This window comes from Neisseria maigaei (assembly GCF_958267405.1).
In the GTDB taxonomy this organism is placed as follows: Bacteria; Pseudomonadota; Gammaproteobacteria; order Burkholderiales; family Neisseriaceae; genus Neisseria; species Neisseria bergeri.
In genome coordinates this window covers 38,840-59,136 of sequence record NZ_CATQFT010000009.1, presented here as the reverse complement: position 1 = coordinate 59,136, position 20,297 = coordinate 38,840, and the positions used below count along the sequence as shown (strand labels likewise).

Sequence of the window (20,297 nt, the reverse complement as noted above, 5' to 3'; positions counted from 1 at the left end):
TTTTTTACACACCCCTTTCCCACACTCCCTCCGCCGCATCATCGCCATCCTTAACCCGCATTAATAGCCATTATCGATAAAATGCTTGACCGATTACATAAGATTACGTAAAGTGTGCAAACGCATAATAATTGGTCTTACCAATTTATCTTTTAACCAGAATATCGGGTGTGCGGGATTTGAACGTCTTTCCAAACCTCAACGCGCCTTATGATGCAAATGCCTAAAAAGGATTCGTTATGGCACTTTTCCTCAGCATATTCCCCATCGTCCTGCTGATTTGGCTGATGGTGAAAAAAAACAGTATGCCTTCCTACATCGCGCTGCCGATTACCGCAGTGCTGATTTACGCCATCAAACTTTTCTACTTCGGCGATGCGGGAATGCTGCTCAACGCCACCGCCGCTTCCGGCCTCGTCAAAACGCTCACGCCGATTACCGTGATTTTCGGCGCGATTATGTTCAACCGTATGATGGAAACCACGGGCTGCATCGATGTCATCCGCAAATGGCTGGCGACCATCAGCCCGAACCCCGTAGCGCAACTGATGATTATCGGCTGGTCGTTTGCCTTTATGATTGAAGGCGCATCCGGCTTCGGCACGCCTGCTGCGATTGCCGCGCCGATTCTGATGAGCTTGGGCTTCAATCCGTTGAAAGTAGCGATTTTCACTTTGGTGATGAACTCCGTCCCCGTCTCTTTCGGCGCGGTCGGTACGCCGACTTGGTTCGGTTTCGCACCGCTGAATCTGAGTGCCGAAGACATCCTCGCCATCGGCAGGCAGACCGGCGTGATGCACTTCTTCGCGGGTTTCGTCATCCCCGTCATCGGCTTGAGTTTTATCGTACCTTGGTCTGAAATCCGCAAAAACTTGGGCTTCGTCGCCATTGCCGTTTTCTCCTGTACCCTTCCCTATGTCGCATTGGCAATGGTCAACGAAGAATTTCCTTCTTTGGTTGCCGGCGCAATCGGCCTGATGTTTTCCGTATTTGCCGCCAACAAAGGCTGGGGCTTGAGCAAAGACCACGCCAAAGACCCGAATGCCGAAAAAGTGCCGTTCGCCCAAGTCGCCAAAGCACTCGCCCCTTTGGGTATGCTGATCGGTATGCTGGTGGTTACCCGCATCAAACAACTTGGCATCAAAGGCATTTTGACCAGCAAAGAAGAATGGTTCAGCTTCCAACTGCCGTTTGATTTGTCCAAAATTACCGTCAGCGACTCCCTGACAATTACCTTCGGCAATATTTTCGGACAAGATGTCAGCGCGTCTTACCAAACGCTGTACGTCCCGGCTTGGATTCCGTTTGTCTTTACCGTTTGGATCTGCATCCTGCTGTATAAGACCAAATTCAAAGATGCTTGGACAATTTATGCCGTAACCTTCAATCAAACCAAAAAACCGCTGCTTGCCCTGATGGGCGCGCTGATTATGGTTCAGCTGATGCTGGTCGGCGGCGACAATTCGATGGTGAAAATAATCGGTAAGGAATTTGCCGCAATGGCAGGCGAACACTGGGTTTATTTCTCGCCGTATCTGGGCGCGATCGGTGCGTTCTTCTCCGGCTCCAACACCGTGTCCAACCTGACCTTCGGTCCGATCCAACAGCAAATCGCCTTGGATACCGGCCTGTCCGTTACCCTGATTTTGGCGTTGCAATCCGTCGGCGGCGCGATGGGCAATATGGTGTGCCTCAACAACATCATCGCCGTATGTACCGTATTGGACGTGAAAAATTCCGAAGGTGCGATTATCAAGAAAACCGTTATCCCGATGGCGATTTACGGCGTGATTGCCGTCGTCGTGGCAATGATTTTCTTCCTCTAGGCGAAACGCCGCCATCCATAGCGGCAGCACGCGGGGAACGGAAACCGCCGTTCCCCCGTCCGGGCGGCGCGTCGGGCAGAATACCCGTGCTGGAACAAGCCCGCCCCGCCAAACAAATGCCGTCTGAAACCGGAAAAGGCTTCAGACGGCATTTTTCCGCCGTTTGCATTCAGGCGTAATGATGATGCGGCATCTTGCCGTCAAGGCGGTAGCGCGTGCCGCAATACGGACAGGCAACGCTGCCCGACTCTCCTTCGCCCAAAGGCAAAAACACCCTCGGATGTCCGTTCCACTGCTCGTTGTCCGGCCCCGAGCAATACAGCGGAAGATTTTCCGGCAACACGGAAATTTCCTGCGGATTCAGATTGTCCATTCGATTTTCCTTCACGTGGTTGGTGTACGCCTATTTTACGCCATCGGCAAGATAAAGGATATTTCCGACCCGAAGGCGCAATCCGCTATAATCCCCACTTTTCAGACGGCATACCATGACTGCGCTTACCCTTCCGGAAGACATCCGCCAACAAGAACCATCCGTTCTGCTCTATACCCTCGTTTCCGCCTACCTCGAACACACCGCCCAAACCGGCGACGAATCCCTCTCCTGCCTGTCCGACGACCAGCACACGCTGACCGCATTCTGCTACCTCGACAGCCAAGTCGAAGAAGGCGGCTTCGTACAGCTTATCGCCTCCGGCTACGGCGAATACATTTTCCGCAACCCGCTTGCCGACAGCCTGCGCCGCTGGAAAATCAAAGCCGTGCCGAAAGTCTTGGACAAAGCCAAAGCCCTCTACGAACAACACGGCAGCGCCATCGAATCGCTCGCCGACGGAGGCGCAGACATCGAATCCCTGCGCAAACAGTTCCCCGACTTTGAAGAATGGGACGGCGCATACTACGAAGCCGCCGAACAAGACCTGCCCCTGCTTGCAGAACACATACGGTCAAACTGGGAAACCTTCGCCCATATCGGGCAGGCGTGATTGCGTCTGTTTCCAGCCCGTGTAAAACAGCGTAAAATCGGCAAACCCGAATGACCTTCCGTCCCCATCAAGGAGCAAGCTATGTTCTTCAAGCACATCGAAGCCGCCCCCGCCGATCCGATCCTCGGTTTGGGCGAAGCGTTCAAAGCCGAAACCCGCCCTGAAAAAGTCAACCTCGGCATCGGCGTGTACAAAGACGCATCCGGCGCGACACCCATTGTCAAAGCCGTCAAAGAGGCTGAAAAACGCCTGTTGGAAAGCGAAACCACCAAAAACTACCTGACCATCGACGGCGTTGCCGACTACAACGAGCAAACCCAAATCCTGCTGTTCGGCAAAGACCACGAAATTATCGCCAGCCACCGCGCCAAAACAGCGCAAAGCCTTGGCGGTACAGGTGCATTGCGTATTGCGGCCGAGTTTGCCAAACGTCAGTTGAACGCGCAAACCATCTGGATTTCCAATCCGACCTGGCCAAACCACAACGCCATCGCCAAGGCGGTCGGTATCCAAGATAAACCTTATCGCTACTATGATGCCGCCAAACACGGTTTGGATTGGGACGGTATGATTGAAGACTTGAGCCAAGCGCAAAAAGGCGACATCGTCCTGTTGCACGGCTGCTGCCACAATCCTACCGGCATCGACCCTACGCCCGAACAATGGGAAACTTTGGCAAAACTTTCTGCCGAAAAAGGCTGGCTGCCGCTGTTTGACTTTGCCTACCAAGGCTTTGGCAACGGTTTGGAAGAAGATGCCTACGGCTTACGCGTGTTCTTGAAACACAATACAGAATTGCTGATTGCCAGCTCTTATTCCAAAAACTTCGGTATGTACAACGAGCGCGTCGGCGCGTTCACTTTGGTGGCCGAAGATGAAGCAACCGCCGCCCGCGCCCACAGCCAAGTCAAAACCATCATCCGTACCTTGTATTCCAATCCGGCTTCACACGGTGCGAACACTATTGCGCTGGTGTTGAAAAATGATGATTTGAAAGCCCAATGGATTGCCGAACTCGATGAAATGCGCGGCCGTATCAAAGCCATGCGCCAAAAATTTGTCGAGTTGCTCAAAGCCAAAGGTGCAAGCCAAGACTTTGATTTCATTATCGAACAAAACGGCATGTTCTCTTTCAGCGGTCTGACTCCCGAACAAGTCGACCGCCTGAAAAACGAGTTTGCCATTTATGCCGTCCGCTCCGGCCGCATCAACGTTGCCGGCATTACCGACGACAACATCGATTATCTGTGCGAAAGCATTGTAAAAGTACTGTAAAAGTACTGTAAAAAGCGCAGCCATATGAAAATGCCGTCTGAACCTCAACCAGTTCAGACGGCATCTGTTTTTTTGTTAAAAAACAATAAACTATAACAATTTCAAACAAGCTGAAAACATCTATAAAACCAACCCAATATGATGAACTCAAATAAAAATACGAATATCATCATTCTCAAATTCAAAATTTGAACGCCACCGTATTATCCGAAGCCACAAAAACCTTTCCGCCGTCATTCCCGCGCAGGCGGGAATCCGGGAATCCAATGCTGCAAGAATTGATTAAAAACAACTGAAACCGAGCAAACTGGATTCCCGCCTGCGCGGGAATGACGAAATAAGGCGAGCAAAACTGATGAAACAAATTAATTAATTAATTATTAAAAACAATAACTTATGTTATTTTCTTTATAGTGGATTAACAAAAATCAGGACAAGGCGACGAAGCCGCAGACAGTACAGATAGTACGGCAAGGCGAGGTAACGCCGTACTGGTTTTTGTTAATCCACTATAAATTTTCGATAAAATCAATTTTCCGTATTCAATACCGCCTCAATCAATTCCCGCGCACCGTCGTCCGCCAATTTCTTAGCGACTGCGCGTCCGAGCGCGTCGGCGTATTCGGCAGGTGCTTGCGCGTCTGCCTGCAACACAACCGAACCGTCGGGGTGTCCGACCAGTCCGCGCAAGGTCAGCAAGCCGTTTTCTTCCGTGCAATATGCGGCCAGCGGCACTTGGCAGCTTCCGCCCAAAGCGCGTGCGAGGGCGCGTTCGGCAGTCACGCAGGCGTGTGTGGTATCGTGGTTTAGCGGCTTTAAGACTTCGTACAAATCTTCGCGATGCGCGGCAATTTCAATACCCAATGCGCCTTGTCCGGCTGCAGGCAGGCTGTCGGATTCCGACAAAATCATGCGGATGCGTTCATCCAATTCCAGACGCTGCAAACCGGCGGCAGCCAAGATAATTGCGTCGTATTCGCCGTTATCGAGTTTGGACAAACGGGTTTGCACATTGCCGCGCAAAGGTTTGATAAGCAAATGCGGATAGCGCGCACGCAACTGGGCTTCGCGGCGCAGGCTGGATGTGCCGACGATCGCGCCTTTGGGCATTTCTTCCAAACGCGCGTATTGGTTGGACACAAACGCGTCAAACGGATTGGCGCGTTCGCCGATGGCCGCAAGCGCGAAACCTTCAGGCAAATCCATCGGTACGTCTTTAATCGAATGCACTGCCAAATCAGCGCGCCCGTCATATAAAGCCTGTTCCAACTCTTTGACAAACAAGCCTTTACCGCCGACTTTTGACAAAGTTTTGTCCAAAATCTGATCGCCGCGCGTGGTCATGCCCAAAATCTCGACTTCGCAATCGGGATACAGGGCTTTCAGACGGCCTTGGATATGCTTTGCCTGCCACATGGCAAGCAGGCTTTCGCGACTGGCAATAACGAGTTTTTTCGGGTTCATGTTCAATGCGTTCAAAGAATGGAAACGGCGTGAAGTCTATCATATTTTGAACGTTTCTTCAGACGGCATGAGGGTGAATATGTTATATTTACGCCTAAAAACCAAATTTTTCGGACAACATGAAACGCGCCAAACAATATCCTTTTTTATCCTTACAGCGGCAACGTTTTCATCTGAACTTTGAAAACGCTTCTTCCGCCGCCAATCTTCCGAGCGAACGCGATTTCTACCGCTGGGCATGGTCTGCCCTGAAAAACGAATACCGCCGCGCAGACATCAGCCTGATTCTTCTGGACGAAGAAGAAGCCCGCGCCTACAACCGCGACTATCGCGGCAAAGATTACGCCACCAATGTATTGAGTTTCGCGCTCAACGAGGGCGAAATCCTGCCCGACCAGTTTTCAGACGGCCTGTATGGCGATTTGGTGATTTGTCCGCAAGTGGTTTTGAAAGAAGCCGCCGAACAAGGCAAAACACCCGATCAGCATTTTGCCCACCTGACCATCCACGGTACTTTACACCTGATGGGCTACGACCACATCGAAGACGATGAAGCCGAAATAATGGAAGCCGAAGAAATCCGCCTGATGCGGGCGGCAGGTTTCCCCAACCCCTACCAAGAGGACGAATATTAAAATGGACGGTACGCAGTCGAAACCCAAGTTTTTCGAACGCCTAATCTCCCGACTTGCCGGCGAGCCCGACTCCGCCGAAGACGTATTGACCCTGCTGCGCCAAGCGCACGAGCAGGAAGTTTTTGATGCCGACACACTGACCCGGCTGGAAAAAGTATTGGACTTTGCCGAACTGGAAGTGCGCGATGCCATGATTACGCGCAGCCGCATGAACGTATTGAAAGAGAACGACAGCATCGAGCGCATCACGACCTACGTCATCGAAACCGCCCATTCGCGTTTCCCCGTTATCGGCGAAGACAAAGACGAAGTTTTGGGTATTTTGCACGCCAAAGACCTGCTCAAATATATGTTCAACCCCGAGCAGTTCCACCTGAAATCCGTCTTGCGCCCTGCCGTTTTCGTGCCCGAAGGCAAATCTTTGACCGCCCTTTTAAAAGAGTTCCGCGAACAGCGCAACCACATGGCGATTGTCATCGACGAATACGGCGGCACATCCGGCTTGGTCACCTTTGAAGACATCATCGAGCAAATCGTCGGCGAAATCGAAGATGAGTTTGACGAAGACGACAGTGCCGATAATATCCACGCCGTTTCTTCCGAACGCTGGCGCATCCACGCGGCTACCGAAATCGAAGACATCAATACCTTCTTCGGCACAGAATACAGCAGCGAAGAAGCCGACACCATCGGCGGCTTGGTCATTCAAGAGTTAGGGCACCTGCCCGTACGCGGCGAAAAAGTCATCATCGGCGGTTTGCAGTTCACCGTCGCCCGCGCCGACAACCGCCGCCTGCATACGCTGATGGCAACCCGTGTGAAGTAAGCACCGCCGTTTCTGCACAGTTTAGGATGACGGTACGGGCGTTTTCTGTTTCAATCCGCCCCATCCGACAAACATATAGTGGATTAAATTTAAATCAGGACAAGGCGACGAAGCCACAGACAGTACAGATAGTACGGCAAGGCGAGGTAACGCCGTACTGGTTTAAATTTAATCCACTATAAAAATGCCGTCTGAAACCGGAAAACAGGTTCAGACGGCATTTCGCTTATCCGCTTATTTTTTGCTCAAGGTCAGCCCCGTCCAGCCGAACAGAAGCGTCAAAGCCAAACTCAAATAGCAGAAAAAGGCATAGGGCAGATATTCCCAAACGGGTACGCCGAGGGCATGGCTGATGAACACGCCGCACACGCTCCACGGAACAAGCGGGTTAATCACCGTACCCGCATCTTCGAGCGTACGCGATAGGTTGCGCGAATGCAGTCCGAGTTTGTCGTACACGGGTTTGAACGTTTCTCCCGAAAGCAGGATGCTCAAATATTGTTCGCCGATCAGGAAGTTCACTCCGACCGAAGTCATGGCGACGCTGAACGTCGCGCGTCCGGCATTCGTCAAAAAGCTGCGGACGGCATCCAGCAGGGAAGGAATCGCGCCCAGCGCAAACAGCAGCCCGCCAAGGCTCATACCGAGAATCACGATGGTCTGCGTGAAAAACATACTTTCCAAACCGCCGCGCGAAATGAGTTTGGCGATGTCTTTAAACGCTTCGCCTTCGAGTTTGTAGCCGCCGTAAAACCACGCGCCGAGCTGACGCAGATCAGGCGTGCTGTGCAGATACGTTACAGCAACGGCAACCATGACGGTAAAGAGCATGGCGACGACGGCGTTGACGCGCATCAATGCCAAAACGACCAACAGTGCAAACGGAATCAGCGAATAGCCGTGCACCAATCCCGTGGCTTCAAGCTGGCTGCGGAAGGATTCGACGCTGCCCATATCGTATGCGGCGACATTCGGCAAAAGCCAAAGCATCAGTGCCGCGCTGATGAGCCACGCGGGGATGGTGGTGTACATCATGTTTTTGATGTGTTCAAACAGGTCGATACCGACGATAGAGGCGGAAATGCCCGTGGTGTCGGAAAGCGGGGACATTTTATCGCCGAAAAACGCACCGGAAACAATCGCGCCCGCCGTCATCGCCATATCAGCCTGAAACGCCGCCGCCATACCCATAAAGGCAACGCCGACCGTAGCGCAGGTGGTCAGGCTGCTGCCGATGGACACGCCGATGACGGAACACAGCGCGAAGGCGGAAAAGTAGAAATAAGTCGGGGAAATCAGTCCGAAACCGTAATACATCAGCGTCGGAATCGCGCCGCTCATCATCAGCGCGCTGACCATCAGCCCGATGAAGAAAAACAGGTAAATCGCGCCCATACCCTGATTCAACGCACCTATCATGCCCTGCTGCATATCGTTGTATTTCAAACCGCGCGCCAAGCCGTACAAAATCAGCACGACGATGGCGGCAATAATGGACATATGCGGCAGCCACTCCAATGAAATGATGGTATAGCCCATCGCGGCAATCAGAGCGACGACGACGGCAAGTGCCTCACCGCGCGGCATATCGAGTAAGGATTTGAAAGCAAACATGATTCTTTGCCCGATTTGATATAAAGTTAACGGATTCTAACACACCATACCGAATCCGCCCGACGTTTTCAGACGGCATTTTAGCGTTTTACAAAAGCTGAGCAGAAAAAAAACGGCAATTTTCTCAATTTAAATTAATTTTTTTGAAATATAATTTTTTATTTTTTTTGTTTGTTGGCATATAAGACTTTTATGGATTGAAGTATTAAAACCTCGGCACACACGCCGCAAACACCGGTACGCAAAAATGCCGTCTGAAAGGTGTTCAGACGGCATTTCTCAAGAAAAAGATTATTTGTCCGCCCGATACCCGTACACCGCAAAAAACACGATATACAGGTAACAGATTACGGAAACGACAAACGAAGACATCAGGGTGTAAGTATCCGCCGTCCAACCTTGAATCACCGGCACGACCGCACCGCCGACAATCGCGGTACACAGCACACCGGAAGCCGCGTTGGTGAATTTGCCCAATCCTTTGGTTGCCAAAGAGAAAATCGTCGGGAACATAATCGAGTTGAAAAAACCGATGGCAAGCAGCGACCACATCGCCACATCCGCATTGCCGCTGCCCGTCGCCATCGCGACGGCAAGCAGCACGACCGCAGCCGATGCGTTAAACGCCAGATAGCGGTTGGGCGCGAATTTCGCCATTACTGCCGAACCGAGGAAACGTCCGACCATCGCACCACCCCAATAGAACGACAGGTAATGCGCGGCAGAAGCATGATCCAGCCCTTTCAGATAACCCAACACATTGACCATCAGCGAACCGATAGACACCTCCGCGCCGACATAGCAGAAAATGCCTGCCGCACCGAACACGAGATGTTTGTATTGCCATACGCCGGTTTTGCCGTCGTGGTTGTGCGCGCTTTCCTCGGCGGCAATTTTGCGCGCGTCGGGCAGCCGGATCATTTTCACGAAAACGGCAAGGATAATCAGCAGCCCCGCCAATCCCAAATAGGGAATCTGTACGGAAGAAATCTGTTCCGCCTTGCTGACGGTTTGGGTTGCGTCCGCCAGAATCAAAAACGCGCCGATTTGCGGCGCAATGGTCGTACCCAAAGAATTGAACGCCTGAACCAGCGTCAGCGTTGCCGATTCCTTGCCGGGTTTCGCCAGCAGGGTAACATAAGGATTACCGGCAACCTGAAGCAGCGTTACGCCGGAAGCCAAAATAAACAACGCGCCCAAAAATACCGCGTAAGAATGGCTGCCCGCAGCAGGATAAAACAACAGGCATCCGACCGCCGTCAGCAGAAAGCCGCCGATAACGCCGTTTTTGTAGCCGACTTTGCCGACAAAAGCCCCCATCGGGATGGACATCACCGCATAGGCGGTAAAAAAGCAAAATTGAACCAGCATCGCCTGAACATAAGTCAGGTCGAAAATTTCTTTCAAATGAGGGATAAGGATGTCGTTCATGCAGGTAATAAAACCCATCATGAAGAACAGCGTAGTCAAGACGACCAACGGGGACGTATGGTTGTTTTGTGATTGCGCAGACATGATTTGCCTTTCATTTTATTGGAATACATTGCACGGTTCGGACGGCAAAAATTGACATTCTTCAAGGGCGGCGTGAATCATACTGACATTTCACAAATTTGCAAGCCGTCGGCATATCCTCGCCGGACAACATCCGTTATTATCCCGACAAGCACGCCGACGCTGTATTTTTTCAATCCTCATTTTGATTTACCACAAACCGTACATGACCGTCTTTTACGCCTACGCCGCCCTCGCTTTTTCCGCCTTTACTTCCGCCACCTTCCTGCCCGGCACATCGGAAGCCGCCTTTGCCCTGTTCGTCCGCAACTTCCCCAAACACGCATACGGCGCGTTGCTGTGCGCCGGTCTTGCCAACGGGCTGGGCAGTATGGTTTCCTATTGGATGGGGCGTTTGCTGCCCTCCCGAAAAATGCCGTCTGAAAAAACACTGAATCTGATGCGGCGTTTCGGTATTTGGCTACTTCCGTTTGCGTGGCTGCCCGTCATCGGCGACGCACTGCCGCTTGCCGCCGGCTGGCTGCGGTTGAATCCGTGGACAAGCGGGCTGATGCTGGTTGCCGGCAAAACGGCGCGTTACGCCTTCATTCTGTGGGGAATGCAATATTACGCCGCCTGAACCGTGCGTTATAATGCCGAACGCACAAACCGACTGCACAAAAAAATGAACAGACAAATCCGCCAAGAAATCTTCGAGCGTTTCCGCGCCGCCAACCCCCATCCGACCACCGAGCTGAATTTCAACTCCCCTTTCGAGCTTTTAATTGCCGTTCTGCTTTCGGCGCAGGCGACCGATGTCGGCGTAAACAAGGCGACGGCGAAGCTGTTTCCGGTTGCCGATACGCCGCAGGCAATGCTGGATTTGGGCTTGGACGGCGTGATGGAATACACGAAAACCATCGGGCTTTACAAAACCAAGTCCAAACATATTATGCAAACCTGCCGCATCCTGCTGGAAAAATACAACGGCGAAGTGCCGGAAGACCGCGAGGCTTTGGAATCGTTGCCTGGCGTGGGGCGCAAAACGGCAAACGTGGTATTGAACACGGCGTTCTGCCATCCCGTCATGGCGGTCGATACGCATATTTTCCGCGTGTCCAACCGAACCAAAATCGCACCCGGAAAAGACGTTCGCGAAGTCGAAGACAAACTGATGCGCTTCATCCCCAAAGAGTTCCTGATGGATGCGCACCACTGGCTCATCCTGCACGGACGCTACACCTGCAAGGCACTCAAACCGCAATGCCAAACCTGCATCATCAACGACCTGTGCGAATATCCCGCCAAATCCTGACGGGTCTCCCCTTTAATAATGAAATGCTTGAAAATTCAGACAAACGTTGTAAAATCTCACTCTATGCCGTCTGAAACCGACAACATGCGTTTCAGACGGCATTGAAGTCAATATCGGTACGAAACAAAGGACGAAACGTGTTCAAAAAATACAAATACTTCGCTTTGGCAACCCTGTGCGCCGCCGCATTGGCAGGCTGCGACAAAGCCGGCAGCTTTTTCGGTGCGGACAAAAAAGAAGCATCCTTCGTAGAACGCATCGAACACACCAAAGACGACGGCAGCGTCAGCATGCTGCTGCCCGACTTTGCCCAATTGGTTCAAAGTGAAGGTCCGGCAGTCGTCAATATTCAGGCAGCCCCCGCCCCACGCGCCCAAAACGGCAGCGGCAATGCCGAAAACGATTCCGACCCGATTGCCGACAACGACCCGTTCTACGAATTTTTCAAACGCCTCGTCCCGAATATGCCCGAAATCCCCCAAGAAGAAGCAGATGACGGTGGATTGAACTTCGGCTCCGGCTTCATCATCAGCAAAGACGGCTACATCCTGACCAATACGCACGTCGTTACCGGCATGGGCAGTATCAAGGTCCTGCTCAACGACAAGCGCGAATATACCGCCAAGCTCATCGGCTCGGATGTCCAATCCGATGTCGCCCTTCTGAAAATCGATGCAACGGAAGAGCTACCCGTCGTCAAAATCGGCAATCCCAAAGATTTGAAACCCGGCGAATGGGTAGCCGCCATCGGCGCACCCTTCGGCTTCGACAACAGCGTTACCTCCGGCATTGTGTCCGCCAAAGGCCGCAGCCTGCCCAACGAAAGCTACACACCCTTCATCCAAACCGACGTTGCCATCAATCCGGGCAACTCCGGCGGCCCGCTGTTCAACCTAAAAGGACAGGTCGTCGGCATCAATTCGCAAATATACAGCCGCAGCGGCGGATTTATGGGCATTTCCTTCGCCATCCCGATTGACGTTGCCATGAATGTTGCCGAACAACTGAAAAACACCGGCAAAGTCCAACGCGGGCAACTGGGCGTCATCATTCAGGAAGTATCCTACGGTTTGGCACAGTCGTTCGGTCTGGATAAAGCCGGCGGCGCACTGATTGCCAAAGTCCTGCCCGGCAGCCCCGCAGAACGTGCCGGCCTGCAGGCGGGCGACATCGTCCTCAGCCTCGACGGCGGAGAAATACGTTCTTCCGGAGACCTTCCCGTCATGGTCGGTGCCATTACACCGGGAAAAGAAGTCAGCCTCGGCGTATGGCGCAAAGGCGAAGAAATCACAATCAAAATCAAGCTGGGCAACGCCGCCGAGCATACCGGCGCATCATCCAAAACAGATGAAGCCCCCTACACCGAACAGCAATCCGGTACGTTCTCGGTCGAATCCGCAGGCATTACCCTTCAGACACATACCGACAGCAGCGGCGGACACCTCGTCGTCGTACGGGTTTCCGACGCGGCAGAACGCGCAGGCTTGAGGCGCGGCGACGAAATCCTCGCCGTCGGGCAAGTCCCCGTCAATGACGAAGACGGTTTCCGCAAAGCGATGGACAAGGCGGGCAAAAACGTCCCCCTGCTGGTCATGCGCCGTGGCAACACGCTGTTCATCGCATTAAACCTGCAATAACACACATAATTTAACCAAAATATTTTTTAAATGATAAAATGCCCGCCAATACCGATTAACGGGCATTTTACAAAAATCAGTTGGTTGATTTTAAACAAATATTTTTCACGATAAAAAATATTTCCGCCCATTTTGCCAACAAAACCCAAACCGGAGGCGGACAGATACCCTCCCATCCGGACGCTTGACACCCCATAAACCATGCAGCTGATTGACTATTCACATTCATTTTTCTCGGTTGTGCCACCCTTTTTGGCACTGGCACTTGCCGTCATTACCCGCCGCGTAATGCTGTCTTTAGGCATCGGTATTTTGGTCGGCGTTGCCTTTTTGGTCGGCGGCAACCCCGTCGACGGTCTGACACACCTGAAAGACATGGTCGTCGGCTTGGCTTGGGCAGACGGCGACTGGTCGTTGGGCAAACCAAAAATCTTGGTTTTCCTGATACTTTTGGGCATTTTCACTTCCCTGCTGACCTACTCCGGCAGCAATCAGGCGTTTGCCGACTGGGCAAAACGGCACATTAAAAACCGGCGCGGCGCGAAAATGCTGACTGCCTGCCTCGTGTTCGTAACCTTTATCGACGACTATTTCCACAGTCTCGCCGTCGGTGCGATCGCCCGCCCCGTTACCGACAAGTTTAAAGTTTCCCGCGCCAAACTCGCCTACATCCTCGACTCCACCGCCGCGCCTATGTGCGTACTGATGCCCGTTTCAAGCTGGGGTGCATCGATTATCGCCACGCTTGCCGGATTGCTCGTTACCTACAAAATCACCGAATACACGCCGATGGGGACGTTTGTCGCCATGAGCCTGATGAACTATTACGCACTGTTTGCCCTGATTATGGTATTCGTCGTCGCATGGTTTTCCTTCGACATTGGCTCGATGGCGCGTTTCGAACAGGCGGCGTTGAACGAAGCCTACGACGAAACTGCCGCTTCAGACGCTACCAAAGGTCGTGTTTACGCACTGATTATTCCCGTTTTGGCCTTAATCGCCTCAACGGTTTCCGCCATGATCTACACCGGCGCGCAGGCAAGCGAAACCTTCAGCATTTTGGGGGCATTTGAAAATACCGACGTAAACACTTCGCTGGTATTCGGCGGCACTTGCGGCGTGCTTGCCGTCGTCCTCTGCACGTTCGGCACAATCAAAGCGTCCGATTATCCCAAAGCCGTTTGGCAGGGTGCGAAATCTATGTTCGGCGCAATCGCCATTTTAATCCTCGCCTGGCTCATCAGTACGGTTGTCGGCGAAATGCACACCGGCGACTACCTCTCCACGCTGGTTGCGGGCAACATCCATCCCGGCTTCCTGCCCGTCATCCTCTTCCTGCTCGCCAGCGTGATGGCATTTGCCACAGGCACAAGCTGGGGGACGTTCGGCATTATGCTGCCGATTGCCGCCGCCATGGCAGTCAAAGTCGATCCCTCACTGATTATCCCGTGTATGTCCGCCGTGATGGCGGGGGCAGTATGCGGCGACCACTGCTCGCCCATTTCCGACACGACCATCCTGTCGTCCACCGGCGCGCGCTGCAACCACATCGACCACGTTACCTCGCAACTGCCTTACGCTTTGACCGTTGCCGCCGCCGCCGCATCGGGCTACCTCACATTGGGCATGACCAAGTCCGCGCTGTTGGGCTTCGGCACGACCGGCATTGTATTGACTGTGCTGATTTTCATCTTGAAAGATAAAAAACGCACCATCGCCTGATTTCCCCCCTTTTCAGACGGCATATGCCGTCTGAAGCTTTTTGGAGCAAACCGAAATGACTGTTCCCCACATTCCGCGCGGCCCCATCATGGCAGACATTGCCGCCTTCCGCCTGACCGGAGAAGAAAAACAACGCCTGCTCGACCCCGCAATCGGCGGAGTCATCCTCTTCCGCCGCAACTTCCAAAATATCGTACAGCTCAAAGAACTTACCGCCGAAATCAAAGCCCTGCGCACACCCGAACTCATTATCGCCGTCGATCACGAGGGCGGCAGGGTGCAACGGTTTATCGAAGGCTTCACCCGCCTGCCCGCAATGAACGTTTTAGGGCAAATTTGGGACAAAGACGGCGCGTCCACCGCCGAAACCGCCGCCGGACAAGTCGGCCGGGTTTTGGCAACCGAGCTTTCCGCCTGCGGCATCGATTTGTCCTTCACGCCCGTCTTGGATTTGGACTGGGGAAACTGCCCCGTTATCGGCAACCGCAGCTTCCACCGCAACCCCGAAGCCGTAACCCGCCTCGCCCTCGCCCTGCAAAAAGGCTTGAATCGCGGCGGCATGAAATCCTGCGGCAAACATTTTCCCGGACACGGGTTTGTCGAAGGGGACAGCCATTTGGTGCTGCCCGAAGACGGGCGCAGCCTGTCCGAACTCGAAGCCGCCGACCTCATCCCTTTCCGCATTATGAGCCGCGAAGGTATGGCGGCGGTTATGCCCGCCCACGTCGTTTATCCGCAAGTGGATGCCAAGCCCGCCGGGTTTTCCGAAATCTGGCTCAAACAGATTTTGCGCCGCGACATCGGATTCAAAGGCGTGATTTTCTCGGACGATTTGACTATGGAGGGCGCGTGCGGGGCAGGCGGCATCAAAGAACGCGCCCGACTGTCGTTTGAAGCAGGTTGCGACATCATATTGGTCTGCAACCGTCCCGACTTGGTCGATGAATTGCGCGACGGTTTCACCATTCCCGACAACCCGGATTTGGCCGGACGTTGGCAATACATGGAAAACTCGCTCGGTCATGAGGCAGCACAAGCCGTGATGCAGACGGCGGATTTTCAAGCGGCGCAAGCCTTGACCTCCCGTTTGACTTCGCCTCAGGACACGGCGGGCGGCGTAAAAGTCGGCGAAGCCTTTTAAATCGGCTGCGTTTCAACAATCTGCCGATTTCAACCGTTTGTCAGGGAAAGGCAATGATTTTTTTCGGTCAGGTAGAAAGTTATCTTATTGAATTACTTTAATATAAGGATGCTTATCAACACTGTATTCAAACACAGCGTTTTAAATCCGCCCGACACGCGGCAAAAAGGCAAAACGGTATAGGCACGCCGTATTTTTTGCGCTATAATCACGCCTTACTTAATTCGGAATGTAGCGCAGCCCGGTAGCGCACTTCGTTCGGGACGAAGGGGTCGGAGGTTCGAATCCTCTCATTCCGACCAAATCCAAACCGCCTCGGCATCCATTGCCGGGGCGGTTTTTCCCTTTTGACGTCAACAGAAAAATGCCGTCTGAAACAGCATTCTGTTTCAGACGGCATTTCGTTTTCCCTAACCCTGCCATTTGCGCGCACTGACAAAGGGTATCGGCAAGGTTCAAAAGACTATCGGAATTTAGGAAGCCGAGCTTGTACCCAACGGCGGCATCTTATTCAGTAAGGTTCCGAACCAATTAGGCAGCGGAAATGCCGGCAGTTTCACGCGGAAGCGGTACACTTCCCGTATGTCAAACATCGGCAAAACGGTACGCCGACCCTTTGAGTTACACTACTTAAACTACTCTATCCCCGCCCATTTGTGCGTCTGCACGCTCAACTGCCAATGCACGGGGGTGTCGGGGCGGCTGTTTAAGATACCGATTTGGCGGATGGTGTCGTAGATGTTCATCGCACCGTTTTGTTCGCAGGGCGAAAGGTAGTAATGGCGCGCACGGATTTTGCGTTCCATATTTTCGCAGAACCCGACGACATCGCCGTCGGCAACAATCCGCACTTCGTCGGCTGTTTCGATACAGCTTTTTTCGTATTTGGCGGCATAGCAGGCTTTGGGGCTGGTGACGACATAGTCGATTTGCGGCGGCGCGGGATTGAGTCCGTTGGTTTCGATACAGAGGAAATAACCTTCCGCCTTGAGCATGTCCAGCAGCATATCGAGATGCGGCTGGATGGTCGGTTCGCCGCCGGTGATGATGATATTGCGCGCGGTGTAGGTTTTCAGACGACCTAAGATGTCGGACAGGCTCATCATGCCGAATGTCAAATAATCGGTATCACACCAGCCGCACGCCAGATTGCATTTACCCAAGCGGACGAAAACGGCAGGCATGCCCGTGTTCCAGCCTTCACCTTGCAGGCTTTCAAAAATTTCGACGATGCGGTATTGCGGATTTCCGGGGGCAACATTGATTTTTTTCATACCGCCAATACCGCCACCGCTGCCAGCATCGCGGGCAAACCTTGTTTGACGAGTATGCCTTTGTTGCCGGAAGAGAACGCGCCCCATGCGGCGGCAATCAATACGAAACCGAGAAACAGCACCGTCGCGCCGTACACCGCGTTATCCGGCGCGGCAAACTGCGCCCACAAAAGCCCGACGGCAAGAAAGCCGTTGTACAGCCCTTGGTTGCCAAACAGGGTCTGCACGCGCTTTTGTTCCATAAATTCATAAGGCAGCTTGAACGTTTCCGCCGCCTTTTCGCTGGGAATCTGCGTCATTTCAAGCCAGGCGATGTAGAAATGTTCGGCGGCGACGAGGAGAACGAGAATGGTGGAGAGGAGTTTCATGGGTGTTCCTTTTAATGGGTACGTTTGAGATGGAATGCCGTTTGAAAAGACGGGGAATCCGTGCAGGAGAAAAAACCGTTTTACGGTATATTGGTAGATCTTATCTGCTCTGGCTCTCAGGCTTCGTTCGCCGGGTGTGAATCCGTCCAAACGGTCTAGGGCATTATTCTCCACCGCATTCTGCCCCAGCACGCCCCCTACCTGTGCACTGATCAGCATGAAAAAAGTGTAAACAATGCAATTTTTCCAATAAATAATCAATACAGAAATTTACTTGCATCTATTATATTCACTTTGCAACCATGTTAAATCACTGTATTTTATTTTATTAATTTTATCAAAAACTATTTGGTGCTTATTTATTTGAGCATTTTCTATACTATCAGTTAGTTTGTTAATACGTAATAGCTTTAACTTTTTATTTGTATAGCAGAAATCATGCACAATACCTCCATCAATATATGAAAAATAAATAAAGTTACCCTCTTCTATATAGTTATTAATAAAGAAATAAATAATGGAATTCTGATTTTTATCTATTAAGAAATAGTTAAATGGTATGCCAGAATTATAACTGTATGACTTCTCAAAAATAAATCGTTTTGTTGATAATTCCTTCTCATTTGGATAAAAAATGAAAATCCAAAATAAAGTCATAACTACCCATAAAATTATTTTTTTAATTAACAATATTAACTCTCCCTTTGAAATCTATCTTGAATTTTGTACCACTAGTGGATTAACAAAAATCAGGACAAGGCGACGAAGCCGCAGACAGTACAAATAGTACGGAACCGATTCACTTGATGCTTCAGCACCTTAGAGAATCGTTCTCTTTGAGCTAAGGCGAGGTAACGCCGTACTGGTTTAAATCTAATCCACTATAAATTCAAATAAGGACGCTCCACACCGTCATTCCCGCGCAGGCGGGAATCCAAAGAGTTGGAATTGCTGCAATTTTTAAATATTCCTGAAAAACCAAGGTCCGGGTTTCCGCCTTCGCGGGAATGACGCGATCGGGCATTCCTTATTTGAATTGACTATATCGATACGTTCAAGATATTCCCTACCCCCCTTCATACTCCGCACACGATGTCGGCGTTTCCCACAATTTCACGCTGTACACGTTCAGCCCTGCGTTTTTCAAACGGTCGTACATTTCGATCGCCATATTTTCGGCAGTGGTGCGGCAGGGCAGACGCAGGGTTTTCATGTTCCAGCCCTCCAAGAGCGCGGCGATTTGGCATTCGCGGCCATTGTCGCCGTGGTAGATAAACGCGTGGTCGAAAGGGTCGGTAATATATTGTTTCACAATGGCTTTAAGGTCGGTGAAATCCATCACCATACCGTCTTTCGGCCCGCCCCTGACGATGCCGTCTGAAACGGTGATTTCGAGTTTGTAGGTATGCCCGTGCAGGTTTTGGCATTTGCCGTCATGCCCGTCGAGCATATGCGAGGAGTCGAAGGTGAAGATTTTGGTGATTTTCATGGGTTCTCAAATGGGCAAATAGCCCTGAAAGCCGATTTCGGCGGGTTTGCCGTGCAGATTCGGGGTCAGGAGGATATGGAAATTGCCGATGCGGTCGAGCGCAAGCAGGTTGTCCACGTCTTTCAAGTTGTCTTTATGCTGCTGAACATAGTCGGTCAACAGGGTTTGCAGGGCTTTTTGTTTGGCTTCGGCAGGCGTGGCTGCGGCGAACAGCCCGAACGCGTGCGCCTCGGCAAGCTGCCCCGCGCGATAACCGCCGACATTGGCAAAATACAGGCGCGGGGCGTTTTCAGACGGCATTTCCGTTTTGGGCGTTTCGGATACGGCGATGTCGTAACCATCCGCCCATTCGATAATCTGCCAGCCGTCGATGTGGATTTTGTCCGCATCGCCGAACCATGCGGCTTTGAGCGCGGGGACGGCTTCGCGGTAATCGTCGCACACGGCAAATTGGATGTCGTGCACTTCGATATTCGACCGGCCGGCATTGCCGCCGAGATAAAACATATGGAGCTTGGGCATATCGTATTCCTTGTGCTTTGCGCGCGTTCAGACGGCCTTTTTACTTTCCAGATATTCCGCCAGCCCACGCTCGCGCAACACGCAGCTCGGGCATTCGTGGCAGCCGCCGACAATGCCGTTGTAGCAGGTGTGGGTCTGCTCGCGGATATAGTCCAGCGCGCCCATTTCGTCCGCCAACGCCCACGTTTGCGCCTTGGTCAGGTACATCAGCGGCGTGTGGATTTGAAAATCGTAGTCCATCGCCAGATTGAGGGTTACGTTCATTGATTTGACGAACACGTCGCGGCAGTCGGGATAGCCGGAAAAATCGGTTTCGCACACGCCCGCGATGATGTGCCGTATCCCCTGCCCTTTGGCAAAAATGGCGGCGTAAAGCAGGAAAAGCGCGTTGCGCCCGTCCACAAAGGTATTGGGAACGCCGTTGCCGGCGGTTTCGATGGCGGCGGCTTCATCCATCAGGGCGTTGTGCGTAATCTGCCGCATCAGGCTCAAATCGAGTACGGTTTGACTGACACACAAATCCTGCGCGATCCACTCTGCGCGTTCCAGCTCGACGGCATGGCGTTGCCCGTATCGGAAGGTGATGGCTTGGACGTTTTCGCGCCCGTAGGTTTGGATTGCCTGAATCAGGCAGGTGGTCGAATCCTGACCGCCCGAGAAGATGACCAAGGCTTTTTGGTTTGACATATCGAATCCTAGTTTTGGTAAC

The 20,297-nt window shown here is 52.3% G+C and carries 21 protein-coding genes and 1 tRNA gene; 11 read left to right on the top strand and 11 right to left on the bottom strand.

Going from position 1 to position 20,297, the window contains the following annotated elements; translation table 11 throughout:
• Positions 1-239 precede the first annotated feature (239 nt).
• The gene (locus Q3O06_RS04150; protein WP_301817835.1) at positions 240-1,826 is read left to right on the top strand and encodes an L-lactate permease; all 1,587 of its coding nucleotides are present in this window, start codon (positions 240-242) and stop codon (positions 1,824-1,826) included.
• Here the strand turns inward: Q3O06_RS04150 and Q3O06_RS04145 are convergent.
• Both Q3O06_RS04145 and Q3O06_RS04140 read right to left on the bottom strand, forming a co-directional pair.
• Positions 1,823-1,978, bottom strand: a complete 156-nt coding sequence (locus Q3O06_RS04145) for a hypothetical protein (RefSeq protein ID WP_301817834.1) — start codon at positions 1,976-1,978, stop codon at positions 1,823-1,825. The genes Q3O06_RS04150 and Q3O06_RS04145 overlap by 4 nt on opposite strands.
• A gap of 17 nt (positions 1,979-1,995) precedes the next feature.
• Complete coding sequence (locus Q3O06_RS04140; RefSeq protein ID WP_002241191.1) at positions 1,996-2,199, bottom strand: zinc-finger domain-containing protein; 204 nt, start codon at positions 2,197-2,199, stop codon at positions 1,996-1,998.
• Between the two features lie 115 nt (positions 2,200-2,314).
• Between Q3O06_RS04140 and Q3O06_RS04135 the strand changes: the two genes are divergently transcribed.
• Together Q3O06_RS04135 and Q3O06_RS04130 are read left to right on the top strand one after the other, a co-directional pair.
• On the top strand, positions 2,315-2,812 hold the full coding sequence (locus tag Q3O06_RS04135) for a DNA-mimic protein DMP19 (RefSeq protein WP_301817833.1): 498 nt from the start codon (positions 2,315-2,317) through the stop codon (positions 2,810-2,812).
• A gap of 81 nt (positions 2,813-2,893) precedes the next feature.
• Positions 2,894-4,087 (top strand): amino acid aminotransferase, encoded by a 1,194-nt coding sequence (locus tag Q3O06_RS04130; protein ID WP_301817832.1) that lies wholly within the window; start codon positions 2,894-2,896, stop codon positions 4,085-4,087.
• A gap of 528 nt (positions 4,088-4,615) precedes the next feature.
• On the opposite strand, the gene hemC is transcribed toward Q3O06_RS04130, so the two are convergent.
• Entirely contained in the window at positions 4,616-5,551 is a 936-nt protein-coding gene (hemC, locus tag Q3O06_RS04125) for a hydroxymethylbilane synthase (protein WP_301817831.1), read from the bottom strand.
• Between the two features lie 119 nt (positions 5,552-5,670).
• Between hemC and ybeY the strand changes: the two genes are divergently transcribed.
• Entirely contained in the window at positions 5,671-6,186 is a 516-nt protein-coding gene (ybeY, locus tag Q3O06_RS04120) for an rRNA maturation RNase YbeY (RefSeq protein WP_301817830.1), read from the top strand.
• Position 6,187: 1 nt separating this feature from the next.
• The gene (locus Q3O06_RS04115; protein ID WP_301817829.1) at positions 6,188-7,012 is read left to right on the top strand and encodes a CorC family transporter; all 825 of its coding nucleotides are present in this window, start codon (positions 6,188-6,190) and stop codon (positions 7,010-7,012) included.
• Between the two features lie 234 nt (positions 7,013-7,246).
• Here the strand turns inward: Q3O06_RS04115 and nhaC are convergent, their stop codons facing one another.
• A complete protein-coding gene (gene nhaC / locus Q3O06_RS04105; protein WP_301817828.1) occupies positions 7,247-8,626 on the bottom strand; it encodes a Na+/H+ antiporter NhaC in 1,380 nt (459 codons plus the stop codon).
• 291 nt (positions 8,627-8,917) lie between these two features.
• Positions 8,918-10,141 carry a sugar MFS transporter gene (locus Q3O06_RS04100; protein WP_301817827.1) on the bottom strand — a complete coding sequence of 408 codons (1,224 nt, stop codon included), beginning with the start codon at positions 10,139-10,141 and terminating at the stop codon, positions 8,918-8,920.
• 205 nt (positions 10,142-10,346) lie between these two features.
• Between Q3O06_RS04100 and Q3O06_RS04095 the strand changes: the two genes are divergently transcribed.
• The 6 genes from Q3O06_RS04095 to Q3O06_RS04070 all read left to right on the top strand — a co-directional run bounded on the left by Q3O06_RS04095 (position 10,347) and on the right by Q3O06_RS04070 (position 16,237).
• Positions 10,347-10,760 carry a YqaA family protein gene (locus tag Q3O06_RS04095; RefSeq protein WP_301817826.1) on the top strand — a complete coding sequence of 138 codons (414 nt, stop codon included), beginning with the start codon at positions 10,347-10,349 and terminating at the stop codon, positions 10,758-10,760.
• 45 nt (positions 10,761-10,805) lie between these two features.
• Positions 10,806-11,435 (top strand): endonuclease III, encoded by a 630-nt coding sequence (gene nth / locus Q3O06_RS04090; RefSeq protein WP_301817825.1) that lies wholly within the window; start codon positions 10,806-10,808, stop codon positions 11,433-11,435.
• Between the two features lie 137 nt (positions 11,436-11,572).
• Complete coding sequence (locus tag Q3O06_RS04085) at positions 11,573-13,072, top strand: DegQ family serine endoprotease (protein ID WP_301817824.1); 1,500 nt, start codon at positions 11,573-11,575, stop codon at positions 13,070-13,072.
• A 201-nt stretch (positions 13,073-13,273) separates the two neighbouring features.
• Complete coding sequence (locus tag Q3O06_RS04080) at positions 13,274-14,794, top strand: Na+/H+ antiporter NhaC family protein (protein WP_301817823.1); 1,521 nt, start codon at positions 13,274-13,276, stop codon at positions 14,792-14,794.
• A gap of 55 nt (positions 14,795-14,849) precedes the next feature.
• Complete coding sequence (nagZ, locus tag Q3O06_RS04075; protein WP_301817822.1) at positions 14,850-15,935, top strand: beta-N-acetylhexosaminidase; 1,086 nt, start codon at positions 14,850-14,852, stop codon at positions 15,933-15,935.
• A gap of 225 nt (positions 15,936-16,160) precedes the next feature.
• A tRNA-Pro gene (locus Q3O06_RS04070) sits at positions 16,161-16,237 on the top strand.
• Between the two features lie 333 nt (positions 16,238-16,570).
• Here the strand turns inward: Q3O06_RS04070 and Q3O06_RS04065 are convergent.
• From Q3O06_RS04065 to queC, 6 genes are all read right to left on the bottom strand, one after another.
• Positions 16,571-17,209: a 7-carboxy-7-deazaguanine synthase QueE gene (locus Q3O06_RS04065; protein ID WP_301667071.1), complete on the bottom strand. Its 639-nt coding sequence runs from the start codon at positions 17,207-17,209 to the stop codon at positions 16,571-16,573.
• A complete protein-coding gene (locus Q3O06_RS04060; protein ID WP_301817821.1) occupies positions 17,206-17,577 on the bottom strand; it encodes a DUF1304 domain-containing protein in 372 nt (123 codons plus the stop codon). The genes Q3O06_RS04065 and Q3O06_RS04060 overlap by 4 nt, the downstream gene beginning before the upstream one ends.
• A 270-nt stretch (positions 17,578-17,847) precedes the next feature.
• The gene (locus Q3O06_RS04055; protein WP_042508533.1) at positions 17,848-18,267 is read right to left on the bottom strand and encodes a hypothetical protein; all 420 of its coding nucleotides are present in this window, start codon (positions 18,265-18,267) and stop codon (positions 17,848-17,850) included.
• Between the two features lie 376 nt (positions 18,268-18,643).
• Complete coding sequence (gene queD / locus Q3O06_RS04050; RefSeq protein WP_301817820.1) at positions 18,644-19,066, bottom strand: 6-carboxytetrahydropterin synthase QueD; 423 nt, start codon at positions 19,064-19,066, stop codon at positions 18,644-18,646.
• Positions 19,067-19,072: 6 nt separating this feature from the next.
• Positions 19,073-19,588 carry a DUF1543 domain-containing protein gene (locus tag Q3O06_RS04045; RefSeq protein WP_301817819.1) on the bottom strand — a complete coding sequence of 172 codons (516 nt, stop codon included), beginning with the start codon at positions 19,586-19,588 and terminating at the stop codon, positions 19,073-19,075.
• Between the two features lie 27 nt (positions 19,589-19,615).
• Positions 19,616-20,275, bottom strand: a complete 660-nt coding sequence (gene queC, locus Q3O06_RS04040; protein ID WP_301817818.1) for a 7-cyano-7-deazaguanine synthase QueC — start codon at positions 20,273-20,275, stop codon at positions 19,616-19,618.
• Between the last annotated feature and the right edge of the window lie 22 nt (positions 20,276-20,297).